The 15,133-nt window shown below is 35.6% G+C and carries 15 protein-coding genes and 1 tRNA gene; 9 read left to right on the top strand and 7 right to left on the bottom strand.

Going from position 1 to position 15,133, the window contains the following annotated elements; all coding sequences use genetic code 11:
* Nucleotide 1: 1 nt before the first annotated feature.
* Genes GGR10_RS04990 through GGR10_RS04980 form a run of 3 tightly spaced genes read left to right on the top strand, consistent with a single transcriptional unit; the run spans nt 2 to nt 2,577 of the window.
* Nucleotides 2-931 carry an ABC transporter permease gene (locus GGR10_RS04990; RefSeq protein WP_182480195.1) on the top strand — a complete coding sequence of 310 codons (930 nt, stop codon included), beginning with the start codon at nt 2-4 and terminating at the stop codon, nt 929-931.
* A complete protein-coding gene (locus GGR10_RS04985) occupies nt 924-1,808 on the top strand; it encodes an ABC transporter ATP-binding protein (RefSeq protein WP_182480194.1) in 885 nt (294 codons plus the stop codon). Before GGR10_RS04990 ends, GGR10_RS04985 begins: the two co-directional genes overlap by 8 nt.
* The gene (locus tag GGR10_RS04980) at nt 1,795-2,577 is read left to right on the top strand and encodes an ABC transporter ATP-binding protein (protein WP_182480193.1); all 783 of its coding nucleotides are present in this window, start codon (nt 1,795-1,797) and stop codon (nt 2,575-2,577) included. The genes GGR10_RS04985 and GGR10_RS04980 overlap by 14 nt, the downstream gene beginning before the upstream one ends.
* A gap of 270 nt (nt 2,578-2,847) precedes the next feature.
* Here the strand turns inward: GGR10_RS04980 and GGR10_RS04975 are convergent.
* Nucleotides 2,848-2,924 (bottom strand) — tRNA-Met (locus GGR10_RS04975).
* 168 nt (nt 2,925-3,092) lie between these two features.
* Between GGR10_RS04975 and GGR10_RS04970 the strand changes: the two genes are divergently transcribed.
* Complete coding sequence (locus GGR10_RS04970) at nt 3,093-4,049, top strand: Gfo/Idh/MocA family protein (RefSeq protein ID WP_182480192.1); 957 nt, start codon at nt 3,093-3,095, stop codon at nt 4,047-4,049.
* Between the two features lie 47 nt (nt 4,050-4,096).
* A complete protein-coding gene (locus GGR10_RS04965) occupies nt 4,097-5,212 on the top strand; it encodes a DegT/DnrJ/EryC1/StrS family aminotransferase (protein ID WP_182480191.1) in 1,116 nt (371 codons plus the stop codon).
* 118 nt (nt 5,213-5,330) lie between these two features.
* Here the strand turns inward: GGR10_RS04965 and GGR10_RS04960 are convergent, their stop codons facing one another.
* Together GGR10_RS04960 and GGR10_RS04955 are read right to left on the bottom strand one after the other, a co-directional pair.
* Entirely contained in the window at nt 5,331-5,579 is a 249-nt protein-coding gene (locus GGR10_RS04960) for a hypothetical protein (protein WP_182480190.1), read from the bottom strand.
* Nucleotides 5,580-5,972: 393 nt separating this feature from the next.
* Nucleotides 5,973-6,566, bottom strand: a complete 594-nt coding sequence (locus tag GGR10_RS04955) for a DUF1134 domain-containing protein (RefSeq protein WP_182480189.1) — start codon at nt 6,564-6,566, stop codon at nt 5,973-5,975.
* 209 nt (nt 6,567-6,775) lie between these two features.
* Between GGR10_RS04955 and chpT the strand changes: the two genes are divergently transcribed.
* Complete coding sequence (gene chpT / locus GGR10_RS04950) at nt 6,776-7,414, top strand: histidine phosphotransferase ChpT (protein WP_182480188.1); 639 nt, start codon at nt 6,776-6,778, stop codon at nt 7,412-7,414.
* 180 nt (nt 7,415-7,594) lie between these two features.
* Here the strand turns inward: chpT and ctrA are convergent, their stop codons facing one another.
* On the bottom strand, nt 7,595-8,296 hold the full coding sequence (gene ctrA, locus GGR10_RS04945; protein ID WP_010704078.1) for a response regulator transcription factor CtrA: 702 nt from the start codon (nt 8,294-8,296) through the stop codon (nt 7,595-7,597).
* 582 nt (nt 8,297-8,878) lie between these two features.
* Between ctrA and GGR10_RS04940 the strand changes: the two genes are divergently transcribed.
* A complete protein-coding gene (locus GGR10_RS04940) occupies nt 8,879-9,229 on the top strand; it encodes a flagellar export protein FliJ (protein WP_182480187.1) in 351 nt (116 codons plus the stop codon).
* Between the two features lie 163 nt (nt 9,230-9,392).
* Here GGR10_RS04940 and sciP read toward each other — a convergent pair whose 3' ends face one another.
* The gene (sciP, locus tag GGR10_RS04935; RefSeq protein ID WP_007476752.1) at nt 9,393-9,668 is read right to left on the bottom strand and encodes a CtrA inhibitor SciP; all 276 of its coding nucleotides are present in this window, start codon (nt 9,666-9,668) and stop codon (nt 9,393-9,395) included.
* A gap of 357 nt (nt 9,669-10,025) precedes the next feature.
* Between sciP and mnmA the strand changes: the two genes are divergently transcribed.
* The gene (gene mnmA / locus GGR10_RS04930) at nt 10,026-11,255 is read left to right on the top strand and encodes a tRNA 2-thiouridine(34) synthase MnmA (RefSeq protein WP_182480186.1); all 1,230 of its coding nucleotides are present in this window, start codon (nt 10,026-10,028) and stop codon (nt 11,253-11,255) included.
* A 49-nt stretch (nt 11,256-11,304) separates the two neighbouring features.
* Here mnmA and GGR10_RS04925 read toward each other — a convergent pair whose 3' ends face one another.
* Nucleotides 11,305-12,120 (bottom strand): TrmH family RNA methyltransferase, encoded by an 816-nt coding sequence (locus tag GGR10_RS04925; protein WP_010704074.1) that lies wholly within the window; start codon nt 12,118-12,120, stop codon nt 11,305-11,307.
* 880 nt (nt 12,121-13,000) lie between these two features.
* Between GGR10_RS04925 and GGR10_RS04920 the strand changes: the two genes are divergently transcribed.
* Nucleotides 13,001-13,909 carry a cation diffusion facilitator family transporter gene (locus GGR10_RS04920; protein ID WP_182480185.1) on the top strand — a complete coding sequence of 303 codons (909 nt, stop codon included), beginning with the start codon at nt 13,001-13,003 and terminating at the stop codon, nt 13,907-13,909.
* Nucleotides 13,910-14,187: 278 nt separating this feature from the next.
* Here the strand turns inward: GGR10_RS04920 and GGR10_RS04915 are convergent, their stop codons facing one another.
* Nucleotides 14,188-15,084 (bottom strand): metallophosphoesterase family protein, encoded by an 897-nt coding sequence (locus GGR10_RS04915; RefSeq protein ID WP_182480184.1) that lies wholly within the window; start codon nt 15,082-15,084, stop codon nt 14,188-14,190.
* Between the last annotated feature and the right edge of the window lie 49 nt (nt 15,085-15,133).

Below are 15,133 nucleotides of genomic sequence, written 5' to 3'. Positions count from 1 at the left end.
TATGACAATAAGTAATCATAATAATCCGCGATCGTCATTTTCTTTGAGTCGTTGGTTGAATGAATCTGTTCCACAGTCAACAATCCAGGCAAATATACAAAGATTTTATTATTCATTGACCATTTTTTTTCGTAATTTTTCAGCTGTATTGGGATTAGCTATTATCCTTGTTATTCTTTTGTGCGCGATTTTTGCGCCTTGGATTGCTACCTATGATATTGCCAGCAATGATCTTACTCATCGATTGCAACCACCGTCTATGCTACATTATTTTGGGACTGATGAGTTGGGCCGTGATATTTTTAGTCGATTAATTTTTGGTGCACGTATTACTCTTTATATTGTTTTTTTAACGACAATTATTGTAGGTCCAATAGGACTGATTGTAGGCACTATATCTGGTTATATGGGGGGGTGGGTTGATACGGTTTTAATGCGTATTGTAGATATTTTTCTTGCGTTCCCAAGTTTGATTTTAGCACTTGCTTTTTCAGCAGCTTTAGGGCCAGGTATTGAAAATGCAGCAATTGCAATTTCAATGGCAGCGTGGCCACCAATAGCACGTTTGGCGCGTGCAGAAACTTTGACCATACGTTCATCTGATTATGTTGCAGCGGTTTTTCTACAAGGTGCATCAATGTGGCGAATTATTTTGTTTCATATAGCACCAATGTGTATTCCTTCAGTGATTGTACGGTTAACATTAAATATGTCTGCAATTATTTTAACGGCTGCTGGTCTTGGTTTTTTGGGATTGGGTGCTCAGCCACCAACTCCTGAATGGGGCGTTATGCTTTCGACTGGTCGTGAATTTATGATGACAAGTTGGTGGTTGGCAGCAGTACCAGGTTGTGCAATATTGCTTACAAGTCTTGCCTTCAATCTTTTAGGTGATGGACTTCGTGATATATTGGATCCGCGCAATGGATAAAAAATTATTAGAAATAAAAGATTTACGCATTTCATTTCCTACAACGCGTGGTATTTTAGAGGTTGTACGTGGCGTTAGTTTTGCTGTAGGAAAAGAGAAAATTGGAATTGTTGGAGAATCTGGGTCTGGAAAATCAACAACTGGGCGTGCGATTTTAAAATTAAATCCAAGATCAGCAATTATCAAAGCTCAAAAAATGTGCTTCAATGATATAGATTTATTGGCTGCCAGTGAGCATCAGATGCGCTCTATTCGGGGAAAACGTATTTCGATGATTTTACAAGATCCCAAATATTCACTTAATCCATTGATGCGAATTGGGAAGCAGATTATGGAGGCTTACCGTATTCATTATCGTGTTTCAAAAATGGAGGCATGGGAAAGAACAATTTCTGTGTTGGAATCTGTGCATATTCGCGATCCTGAACGTATTATGCGGTTATTTCCTCATGAAATATCAGGTGGAATGGGGCAGCGTGTTATGATCGCTATGATGCTTATCCCTAAGCCTGATTTGATTATTGCAGATGAGCCAACATCTGCACTTGATGTCACTGTGAGATGTCAGGTTTTAGCAATATTGGATGAACTTGTAACAAAGTCTGGAGCGGGACTTATTTTCATTAGTCATGATTTAAATCTGATTGCTGATTTTTGTGATCGTGTTTTAGTGATGTATGCCGGTCGTATATTGGAAGAGCTGCCTGCACGTGATTTATCTCGTGCATGTCATCCCTATACTAAGGCTCTTTTACAAAGTTTACCACAGCTTGATAAACCAGTTGGCGTTTTGTCTGTTCCTGAGCGGAACCCTGATTGGCTACATGGCCCAACAATTGTTAATGGCATTGAAGGAACTTACCATGACCAATTGTAAAAATATTATTGAGGTTTTTGATTTGTCTGTAACCTTTGGGCGTGGGCACAAGGCGGTAGAGGTTGTTAAGAAAGTCAATTTTCATATTAAGCGTGGTGAATCTTATGGTCTGATTGGTGAATCAGGATGCGGAAAATCAACCATTTTGAATGCATTAGTTGGGCTTATTCCCGATTATAGGGGGTATTTTACCTTTGATGGACAGGAAGTATTAAAGAAAAAAAGTAAAACTTTTTTACGCCGTATTCAAATGGTCTTTCAAGATCCTTATGCTTCGCTTCATCCAAGGAAAATGGTGCATACGGTTCTTTCGGAATCTCTTACGATTCATGGCATGGATAATCAAAAGGAAAGGGTGCACGATGTTTTGCATTCTGTTGGGTTAGATTCTTCATTTCTTTACCGTTATCCACATGAGTTGTCAGGAGGGCAGCGTCAGCGTATTGCTCTTGCACGTGCTTTGATTATTGAGCCAGAAGTTTTATTACTAGATGAGCCAACATCTGCACTGGATGTATCTGTGCAGGCTGAAATTTTGAATTTGTTGAAATCATTACGAGAAGAAAAACAATTAACCTATTTAATGGTATCTCATGATCTTCCTGTTGTTGCGCATATATGTGAGCGTATTGGAATTATGCATCAAGGCGTTATTTTGGAAGAGTTAAGTAATAGTAATTTGCGTCATTTGCGTGCACAACATGATTATACAAAAATGTTTCTTAAAGCGAGTACTAAGCCAATTTCTTGTGAAGAAGAGAGAGCATAATTGGTTTTACAAAAATGGGAGAGGTTTTCTTTATTTTGGATCTCTTGTGCTAAAATAAAAAATTCTCTCTATCTTTCGATTTTTTTGCCTCTTTATTATAAAAACATTTTATAAATATGGGCTTGGTGCCTAAAATTTTAGCAATATAATTGTTTGTTGATTTAGAAGTTTTACTATTATTCTTCTCTAAAAAGTTGTTTATAATTATCTAATAGAATTCGTCAAAAACCAATGGTACAAAATTCCTTTTAAAAGTGCTATAAAAAGTGCTGGTAGCGGAGGAGGGATTCGAACCCCCGACACAAGGATTATGATTCCTCTGCTCTAACCTACTGAGCTACTCCGCCAAAACAGAAAGATATTACAAAACAATTTTATCTTTGGCGGATATAAGAGGTAGAATAGTGAGATGTCAAGCATCGTTTTTAAGCTTTTCTCTTGTCATTCTATTTCATCCCCGATATGGAATGAATGGAAATATAATTTTCATAGAGTTAGGCAGATAAGGTGTAAAAATGACACCACGTGTAGCGGTTTTAGGATGCGGGTATTGGGGTGGGAATCATATACGAACACTCCAAAGTCTTGGAGCTTTAGCAGCAGTTTCTGATATTGATTCTAATCGGGCTATGAGTTTTGCAAACGCGCATAACGTTGCAGCTATAGAGCCTGATGATCTTTTTACTCATGGGGATATTGATGCGATTGTATTAGCACTCCCTCCACAATTTCATACAGACAATGCACTACGTGCTCTAAAAAATGGTAAAGATATTTTGGTTGAAAAACCAATTGCTTTAAATATGGCTGATGCTGAGCGCCAAGTTCATGTGGCTAATGAACATGGGCGGATTTTTATGGTAGGCCATGTTTTACGTTTTCATCCTGCTTTTGAAAAAATATGTGAATTAGTGATGAATCAAGAATTGGGAGATGTGCGTTATATTTATTCTCACCGATTAGGTTTTGGAAAATTTCATATGCAAAGTGATGCCCTATGGGATCTTGCTCCTCATGATCTTTCAATGATTTTTGCGTTGACAGGGTGTGAACCTTCTGAAATTCGGGGAGAGGGTTCTGCAGTGATTGATCAACTTTCTGATTTTGCACATATTCATATGGCGTTTCCAAATGGTATACGCAGCCACCTTTTTACTTCACGCCTTAGTCCTTATCGTGAAAGACGTTTAATAGTCGTTGGTACAAAAGCTATGCTTGTATTTGATGATATGGAACCGTGGAATCGTAAATTAGCATTTTGCCGCTTTTCTGTTTGGCAAGAAAATAAAGAGTGGGCTTTTCATTCTGATGAATTAAATTATATTGATATTTGTGAGGGTTTACCACTTACTTGTGAATTGCAGCATTTTCTTCATTGTATTGAAACGCGTCAGACACCTCGTACAAATGGCGATGATGCTCTTGCTGTTTTACGAACTTTAATCGCTGCTAATATCAATCATCGGAGATGAAAAATAGATAGTATTTTCATATTCTTGTAATTATCAATGGAGTTAATATGCAATTTATCGACCTTGGGGCGCAGCGCGCACGCATTGAAGAGAAAATTAATGCCGCAATTGCGCATGTGGTGGCCAGTGGTCAATATGTTTTAGGGCCGCAAGTAACGGAATTTGAAGAAAAATTGGCGGATTATCTTGGCGTTAAACATGTGGTTGCATGTGCCAATGGAACTGATGCATTGATGATGCCCCTTATGGCTAAAAATATTGGTCCAGGTGATGCTGTTTTTTGCCCAAGCTTTACGTTTTCTGCAACAGCTGAGGTTGTTGCTTTGGTAGGAGCAAAACCTGTTTTTGTGGATGTTTTGCCAGATACGTTCAATATTGACGTTGATAAACTTGGTGAAGCAATCGAAATGATAAAGAAAGAGGGGCAGCTCAAGCCAAAAGCAATTATTTCGGTTGATTTGTTTGGGCTACCTGCTGATTATAAAACAATTTCTGCAATAGCTGCGAAAGAAAATCTTTTTGTTATTGAAGATACTGCTCAAGCGATAGGTGGTAAAATAAGTAATGTTATGTGCGGGGCTTTTGGTGATGTTGCAGCAACAAGCTTTTATCCAGCAAAACCATTAGGATGTTACGGTGATGGAGGCGCTATGATGACCAATGATGGTGATCTGGCAACGCTTTTACGTTCAATTTTGTTTCATGGTAAAGGGAAAACACAATATGATAATGTTCGTATTGGTTTAAATTCACGGTTGGATACAATTCAAGCTGCAATTTTATTAGAAAAACTTGCAATCATTGAAGATGAGATGGAAAGGCGTATGGCAATTGCTCAGCGTTATTCTAATGGTTTAAAAGATATTGTAACAGTTCCAGAAGTGGGAGAGGATATTCGTTGTGCTTATGCACAATATACTATTAAGGTGAAAAATCGCGATCAATTAAAGATGTATTTACAAAAAAACAACATTCCTACAATGGTTTATTATAATACTCCATTGCATTTACAACCAGCTTATAAACATTTTCCCTACGTGAAGGGTTCTCTTTCTGTTTCTGAATCTTTAGCAGATTGTGTTTTAAGTTTGCCTATGCATCCTTATTTATCGCAAAGTGATCAGGATGTAATTATTCAACACATAAGAAATTTTTATCGTTAAAAGGTGTATAATTTTAAACATAAGAGGAAAATTGCAACCACCATTAACGGCTTCAGTAACTTCTTAATGTATAAACGTTAGCTAATATTGTTTTTAAGACAGTTTATATCGAAAATATTTATGTAGTACGAATTGTTTTTTGGCGAATATAGGATGCAAGGTCACTTTTACTTTTAGAGTTTTTGATCAATGTATTGATGGGTGAATTTTCACCTTCTTTTAAGGCTATTTGGGCAGCTAATGTAGCTGCTAATTCTTTTGTTTCTTTACGCAGCTCATTGAGTAGTTGATTGCTAGAATCACTGTTAAGGTCATCGATTTGAATTTTTAATAAGCGTTGTTGAAAATCTTCTATTTTTTTACGCATGGCGTTAGTTTCCGTTATAAGAGATTTATCACAAGAATATGTTGCTTGTTTTTATGTGATTTAGCTCCTGTTTAAAGGGATATGAAGCCCATTATATGGGTAGAGACAATCGGATAAAATTGCTTTTTGCTTGATTGAATTGAATTTTATCTTTGAAAAAATTGTATTTTTGTCATTGTATATCAGTTTTATAGCATACTTGAGCATAAAAATCATAGCTTTCTTGTATTGCATTGAGTGATAACGGAACTGTTATGAAAATAAATTGATGTATGAGGCAAAAAGTATTTTGCCAAATAAAAAGAACGACACGTCTTCTTAAATCCAGAAAATGGAAACGCTAAGAATAAAAGAAGAGTCGATTAATTCGCATAATTTCTTTAATACAATTGTTTAAAATGGATTCCATGTTGGCATGGGGGTTAACTTTAAATATCCCATATTAATGCCAAGACGTGCACCAACCCCTGTACGTACTGGAATCAATAAAGTATTATTACGTTTAAGAGCGTGAAAACCGACTCCCGCAACTAAATAGGCTGAACCTGAAATACCACCATAACGTCCCCATAAATTGTTTATATCATTGAGATCATAAATTAGAATCATTAAACGAGAGCCTTGACCGCCAAAATCCCACCCTACAGATGGCCCTTGCCAAAAGACTTTATGCTGACCGTAATTTTTGGTAAAGATTTGCCCTTCACCATAAGTTAATCCAGCAAAAAAAGCACCGGAAGCTTCTTCTCCTAAAATATAAGCATTTGGAAGACCATATCGCGAAAAGATATTTTCAATTGCAGTTGCTAGATTATTTGTGGTTTGTCCAAAAAAATTATGGCCAGAACCGATAATTTCTTGCATTGAATAATATTTATTCTTGTCCATTGGTTGAAGTTCAGCGTTTGCAGAACCTACCGTTACAAATAAAAGAGCTATTAAAAGTACAATATTTGTAGTCCAGCGTGATAAAAAAGAGAGAGTCATGGGATTTTCTTTTTAGTTGTCATATAAAAGGATGTTAAAATTCTTATTCAATTTAAATAGAAAATAAGGCATAAAACTGTTTAAATCCTTAAAATTATCTCACAAAATTTCTTTAATGTAGTTATTAATTTTCATATATGCAATGAATGTTAAAAGTTTTAGCGTAAAATGAGTTTTAAATTTCTAAGTTCAGGAGTTATCAATAAATTATGACGTCAGCTGTTTCTTTGAAGTTTGCCGATCTTACTGCGCTGCTTTGTAGCCGTATTTGCCACGATTTAATTTCACCTATTGGTGCCATTCAAAATGCGATGGAACTTTATGATGAAGGAGGAGTTGAAGAAGATGCTTTGCAATTGGTGCGTTCGTCTGTTTCAAAAGCTTCTGCATGCTTGCAATTTTTCCGATTAGCTTTTGGTGCTTCAGGATCAGTGGATAGTCAGATAGACACTCGTTTTGCTGAACAGGTTGCTCAGCAATATATGGCAGAAGAAAAGGCAATTTTGAAATGGCAAGCTCCCACTTTGCTTTTACCAAAAAATGAAGTTAAGCTTTTACTGAATTTATTATTAATTGCAAATACAACCATTTCCCGTGGTGGTGAAATAGTTGTGACGATTGTACAAGATATAAATACACGCTCTTTCCGATTTGAAATTTGCGGTCAAATTTTACGTATTCCCCCTCGTTTTGTTGAATTATACAACAAAAAAGCATTGGAAGAAACAATTGATGCTCACGCAATTCAATTTTACTATACAATATTACTGGCTGAGCTAACAGCTATGACACTAAACATACATGAAACTGATAGTCATATTATTTTTGAAAGCACAAAGAAGCTTTAAATGAAATTGTTTATACTATACTGAAAATACCCTAATCCTGTGGGTTAATAGAATGACTTTAGCCTTTCTTAACTAACCCACAAGCATTTTTGTATAAAAGAAACCACTGTGTAAAACCTTTATTTAAGAAATAAAACTTCACACTTAACATTCCAAGACCATACTTATGCGTTTTATCATTTAAGCAGTTTTGCGTATATTTTCTTCAGATGGATCACGTAATACATAACCGCGTCCCCAAACTGTATCAATATAATTAACTCCCGATGATACAGCATCCAATTTTTTACGCAATTTGCAGATGAAGACATCAATAATTTTAAGCTCTGGTTCATCCATCCCACCGTAAAGATGATTAAGAAACATTTCTTTGGTGAGTGTGGTTCCTTTACGAAGTGAAAGAAGCTCTAGCATCTGATATTCTTTACCAGTCAAATGAACGGGACGACCCGCAATCTCAACTGTTTTATTGTCGAGATTGACAGTAAGATCACCTGTGACAATAACTGATTGTGCATGACCTTTAGAACGACGCACGACAGCGTGAATACGTGCAATTAGCTCTTCTTTATGAAAGGGCTTAGTCATATAATCGTCAGCCCCAAAACCAAAACCACGCACCTTATCTTCAATGCTACTCATACCTGAAAGAATAAGAACGGGGGTTTTTATTTTTGCTAATCGTAAAGTCCGCAAAACATCGTAACCTGACATATCAGGTAAATTTAAATCAAGCAAAATGATATCATAATCATAAAGCTTACCTAAATCGACGCCCTCTTCACCTAAATCAGTAATGTATACATTAAAGTTTCCTGATTTTAGCATCAATTCGATGCTTTGAGAGGTTGTTTTATCGTCTTCAATTAATAATACGCGCATTTTAAAAATTCCTCGCTTTGCTCCTTGCGAATCAAGAGGAGCTCTTTATGTATACAATTGGTAGAACTACCATTGATAAAAAATAACAAAATCAAACACTTAACTATTAAAAGTGTTTGTAAATAATGTAGTGGTACGCGTAACAATCACCACTATTTTCTCCCCACTATCTGAGATAGTGGTTAACAAAATATTTTCATTTTTGGAAGAGGTTAATAAAATATTTTAGAAAGAATCTTACTTTTCTTAATTAAGTAGAAAAATTAGTTACCTATTTTATTAATTTTTTACTTAAAAAAAATCTTATAATATATTATTTACAATTATTTTTTGTTCAAAATTATGAGGTTTATTTATTGTGTTTTAAGTTTCTTTGATTCTATAATAGAAATGAAAAATGAATAAGTAGTTGATGCTTTGTAAACACATTGTGTTTATTAAGTATTTTAAAGAAGGCAGAAAAGAGTTATTTTTCGACTTAAAAAGAATGGTTTACTTTTTTTGTTGAAAAGATGGTACTAAAAGTCTGTTGTCAGAGGGGAAATGTGCGTTCTTTGTTAGCGCAATCAAGGAGTAATGAGTATGAAGCCACAGCAGAATATGGTAAGATTAAAAATGTTTCAAGCACGTGAGAAGCGTCGTGAAATTGCACAGCTTGAAATAATGATCAAAGAATTTGAACAAATGGTGCTAGAGTTAGAAGCACAAATTGCCAGTGAAGAACGTAAATCTGGAAATGATAACATTCATCATTTTGCTTATTCGACTGTTGCTCGTGCAGCGCGGAAGCGGCACGATAATTTAACAGATTCAATTCGTGATTTACAGCTTCAAAAAACAAATGCTGAGATTACTTTACATGAAGTTGAAACGGAATTGCAACGTATGCAAGTTCTTGAAGTGCGAGAAAATAAGAGGGCCGTGGGTGAGTAATGACTATGTTTTGGTAAAATCTCGCACTTTATGATTGAATGATACAAACTGTAGATTAGATATAAATTTTTAGTTTGTAGATTATAATAGAAAATAGCCAGATTTAAAAAATCTGGCTATTTTTTAAGTATAAGGCCTGAAAATCCATCACTATCAATGGCAATTAATGCCTGTATTGTTGGATTCTTGTTGTCCGTAATCCAGCTAAGCCGTGTTCATCAATCGAACTTTGCCATGAGAGAAACTCTTCTACAGTCAAAGTATAGCGTTGACACGCCTCATCAAGACTTAACAATCCACCTCTGACAGCAGCAACAACTTCAGCTTTACGGCGGATAACCCAACGCCTTGTTGTTGGTGGTGGCAGGTCGGTAATTGTCAGTGGACTACCATCCGGGCCAATCACATATTTTATTTGTGTTTTTATCAAATCGGTCATTGTATTCTCTACTTTTGTTCAAGGACCTGAGATGCTTGTAAAGCGTGAGCTTTAAAAAAGAACTAAACACGTTGAAAAAAAATTAATAAAATCGATTCAAATGCAAAGGGGCAGATAAAAGATAAATAAAACAGTATATTATAATATTTTCAATAAGGTTTTTTATTTTAAAAAAATGAAAAAAGCTGTTTTCTTTGTTTTTTATCTGTCCCTTTGCATTTTGCGTCGCTTCTTTAAAAATCCAATACTATTAGTTGTAGGAAGGATAAAAAAACAATATAAAGAGATAATGGATAGTGTGTATATATATGAAAACAATCCACTTACTAGAGCATATTTTAAGTAGAGAATGAGCATATGTCTTTAAATAGCCTTGATTTGCCAGGACAGCCCGAAAACTCTCGTATTGTTGTTGCAATGTCTGGAGGCGTTGATTCGTCTGTTGTGGCAGGCCTTTTAAAAAAAGAAGGTTATGATGTGGTTGGAATTACTTTGCAACTTTATGATCATGGTGTTGCAACGCATCGTGTGGGGTCGTGTTGTGCAGGACAAGATATTGAAGATGCCCGTCGTATAGCAGAAACATTAAAGATACCTCATTATGTTCTTGATTACGAAGAGCGATTTCGTGAAGCTGTAATTGATCCTTTTACAGAAAGTTATACACATGGAGAAACCCCTGTTCCATGTGTGGCTTGCAATCAAACTGTTAAATTTTCTGATTTATTAGCAACTGCACGTGAATTAGGTGCAGATGCTTTGGCAACAGGTCATTATATTCGCAGTCGTTCTTGTGGTGCGCATCGAGCATTGTTTCGCCCTCTTGATGCTGACCGTGATCAGAGTTATTTCCTTTTTGCAACGACACAAGAGCAAATTGATTATTTGCGTTTTCCACTTGGAGATCTTCCAAAAGCACGTGTTCGTGAAATAGCAGCAGAAATGGGTTTTGTTGTTGCCGATAAGCATGATAGCCAAGATATTTGCTTTGTTCCACAAGGAAAATATTCTGATGTTATCACGAAATTGCGCCCAGAATCTACAAATCCTGGAATTATTATGCATATCAATGGGCAAATTTTGGGTGAACATTCAGGAATTATCAATTATACTGTTGGTCAACGTCGCGGCATTGGGATTGCAACTGGTGAGGCACTTTATGTAGTTTATCTCGACGCGGAAAATGCGCGCGTTATTGTTGGTCCGCGGGAGATGTTAGAAACGCATAAACTTTTTTTGCGTGATGTAAATTGGCTTGGTGATGAGCAATTAGACAATTTTCCTCCTAATGGTATTGATATAGTAGTCAAAATTCGTTCAACGCGCCCTCCACGTCCAGCTCGTTTACATTATCAAAATGGTGTTTTTTCTGTTGATTTATTAGAAAGCGAAAGTGGGGTTGCTCCTGGGCAAGCCTGTGTTTTTTATAATGAAAATAGTAATGAGGCGCGTGTTCTTGGGGGTGGGTTTATTACACATTCAGAACGTTCTGCAGGTGCTGAGGCAATGCTGAAACAAGTTTTGCATAATTTAGAAACAAAAACTATTACTTTTCCTCAGACTAAAGAAGCTATTGCGTGCAAATAAAATAGTAAGCTAATAAAATGGGTATTTACGGTTTAAAATATTCTCATTTTTAGTTGAGTTTATCAAAATCAGCAAAATGTGCTAATGCAATACCTGATGCGGTAGCAACATTGAGGCTATCAAAACCATAAGCCATAGGAATGCGTAGGGTCTCTGATTTTTGTAGAATATGAGCGGGCAAACCATCACCTTCCGCTCCTAAAATAATTGCAGTGCGTTTTGTTGATTTTGCTTCTTTGAGATAGCGTGGGGCAGAAGGGGAAAGGGCATAAAGATGAAAGTCTGCATCATTTAAAGCTTCAATAATGCTATCAATATCAGCGCCTTGTGTGTAAGGTATTTTTAGAGCAGCACCAACAGAAACTCTAATTGCTTTTCGATATAGCGGATCACATGAAGTTTTATCAACAATAATACCATGGCTGGCAAAAGCGGCTGCATTGCGAAAAATAGCACCCATATTATCATGATTAGAAATACCACATAAAACTGGCACCAAGGTTTTTTCTGGAAGATTTTGTAAAAAATCTTGTAATGATGGTAAAGTTTTACGTTCACCAATACCAAGCATACCACGATGAACATGAAAACCAGCAATATCATCCATGACTTTTTGTGGAACACAATAAATAGGACAGGTTGGTTTTGTTGCTTTTAAAATAGGCATAATTCCAAGAAGGCGTGCTGCTACAATAAGCAATGACAAGGCAGAAAAATCTTTTGAATGCAGCAATGCTGACAATACTACTTTGCCTTCAGCAATAAATTGATGTTGTCGTCCAACGAGATCTTTTTCACGAATATTACGATAAGCTTCCAAGCGTGGGTCATCAGTTTCGTGGATTGTTGTGATATTTAAAGTCATATAGAGCTTCTAACATTATTTTTTCTAAATCACCAGCGTAGTGAATGCTGTGTCTTCTTGATTGAATGGGGAGACAAAAAAGATGTATTATTTTTAAATTTAAAGTAGAATATATATTGACATAATACAACTATAGGTATAAAACACAACTACCGAGTGCAACACACAACAGTGTTTTATTCGGGTACAGTGTCTTAGGTCCCCGCTATTTCCTAAGACTGTAGTCCCTTTCTAGGGGAAAAGAATCTGGGTCCCCAATGCCCAGATTCTTTTTTATGGGAATGGTATTTATAAAAATGCTTTTTTCTATGGCTAAAAATAATTTTTTGAATTACACGCTATAGACCACAAAATAAAAATTTTGTGATGAATATTCTGTCTACTTTATGGTTTTTCTTTAAGTAGAATTATTTATAACAACCATAAGTTTTGATGCATTTGGGAATGAAATCACAACAATAATATTAACTGGCTTTTTTGTACTTTATGAAGTAACAGCTATGCTGAATGAAAATGGTCATAAGAAATATGTAAGTATTACGTAAGTATAAAGTGTGTTTAAGAAAATTGTTTCTCAATTATAAGGCAACAAGAGTGTTCAGTCTATTCAATAAGCGATTATAACAGTTGGGTTGATATATCTGGTATTGTTTTAACAATTGTCTCTTCTTTTTATGGGAGAAATTCAAATCGTTACAGTTGATTTAGTATGGTTTGTGGTGTGGCAATTTTTGCACGAACAGAAGAGGCCCACGGTAATTGTTTTATTTTATTTTAAAGCTATCTGATATTGAGGAATGGTGTAAAGGCATATCAATAATGTTTATAGGTATGCTGCTCAAAATATTGTGCCTCATTTAATAGAGAACGGTGTGTGGTTATGAGTACAAAGATAAAGATACAAAGATTAACACTATGGTCTATTTTAGTGGCTTGTATCGTTTTTGCTTTGAAATATTGGGCTTATCAGATTACCGGTTCGGTTGCACTTTATTCTGATGCTTTGGAATCAATTGTTAATATAATTGCTGCATTAGCGACCTGGTGGGCTGTTAAAATAAGTCTAAAGCCAGCTGATCAAAAGCATCCTTTTGGGCATCATAAGGCGGAATATTTTTCTGCTATTTTTGAAGGTGTATTGATCATTATTGCAGCAATTATGATTTTAAGAAAAGCATGGCTAGCTCTTTCGACTGCTGAATTACCGCAGCAGCCTGGAATATGGGTTGGTATTAATATTGCAGTTTGTATCATAAATTATTTTTGGGGTTTGATTCTTATTCGACAAGGAAAAATTCATCATTCACCAGCTCTTAAGGCTGATGGAGCACATGTAATGATGGATGTTTTAACTTCTTTTGGCATTTTAGTAGGACTTATTGCTGCTTTCATAAGTGGATGGACTATTTTAGATCCAATTTTGGCAATAATGGTTGCTATTCATATTCTTGTGCAAGGTTGGAAAGTGATTCATAATTCTGTTCAAGGATTAATGGATGTTGGAGTTGAATTAAATGAAACCATGCGGATTAATGATCTTATTTTAGCAAATGCATGTGGGGCTATTGAAATACATGATTTACGCACGCGTATTGCTGGTAGGGTTACTTTTATAGAGTTTCATTTAGTTGTACCAACTGCGATGCTGGTGGGAGAAGCACATCAAATTTGTAATAAAGTTGAGGAAGCAATTAGAGTTGAATTTAAAAATGCACGTATTACTATTCATATAGAACCTGAAAATGAAGCCAAGTTTCCTCCTGGTACGATGACTATTCCTTCTTTGTGAGAAATTTCCTTTTTATTTGTTTTTTCTATGCGCAATGCATAATCGAATTTTGTATAGCTATAGAAATAGCAATCATGGATTATTGTAGATATTTATTTTAGCAAGGGGGGTCATAATAGTGAGATGTTATATGAAAGTAATGCGTCGGTAAAATATGCGGTATTATACTTGATAATATTACGGCTATTATATCGGTAACTCTGAGTTTTGTAGTTGATTATAATATTGTTTTAAGAAGTCTGAGCCACAGGATATTTTTGGATTAATAGTTTAAAATACTAAAGATCAATTTTTTCAGTACACATTATTTCATTGTTTTGATTAATAATACTATGACGTTGTAATTGACAGTGCCATTGCTGATGAGAGCGCTCAATAGCAAATAAGTTGAAATTGGCAGGTGGCTTCTTACTTCCAAAGGCTTGTGATGCAGAAGAAACACCAACAATAGGAACTTTTTTCATTTTTCCTTCAATGAAGTTTAATGTAGGTAGGTGAGTATGGCCATGGAGAATAAGCTCACAATCATGGTGTTTTATAACGTCTAGAAATTTTTCTATACCCCATAATTTTTTATACCAAGAAGTAGCATTATGAAAAGGAGGGTGATGTATTATCACAATACGAAAGAGATCGCGTGCTGCAGCTTCATTTAAAAGTTGGGATAAAGTTTGTGCTTGCATTTTGTCAAAATAGCCAGCAGCTTGGAAAAATGGTGTAGCGATGGCTGAAGAAGCACTGATAATGGCCACATTATCGCGAACGCGCATATAAGGAAAAACATTATTTTGAAGAATATCACCTGTGATCCAAGGTTGAAAGGCTATACAGGCTTTTTGAAATGCTCCACGAACATAAGCATCATGATTACCGAGTGTTAAAGAAATATTTTCAGGATGGCCTTGTGCACGCAACCAACGGCATGCTTGTTCAAATTCTTTATCTAGAGAAAGATTGACGAGATCACCAGAAATTACAAGATGATCAGGTTTTTCCTTTTTCAATGCGTGCATTAAAGTGTCTAAAACACTTGTTGTCATTTGGCTTTTGCGTTTTTTTTGCCAATTAAAATAGCCAGTAAGACGCTTCCCAAAAAGCTCAGATAAAGAAGGTTGTGGGAGAGGTGAAAGGTGCACATCCGATATATGGGCAAGATAAAACATAAATATTAGCATAGTACTGAAAACAATTTAGGCAATAGAAAAATAAGCCGGTTTATTGTTA

Origin of the sequence: Bartonella chomelii (assembly GCF_014138465.1) — a bacterium.
GTDB lineage: Bacteria > Pseudomonadota > Alphaproteobacteria > Rhizobiales > Rhizobiaceae > Bartonella > Bartonella schoenbuchensis.
The sequence above is the reverse complement of the archived record's forward strand: the minus strand, read 5'-3'. Positions and strand labels throughout refer to the sequence as shown.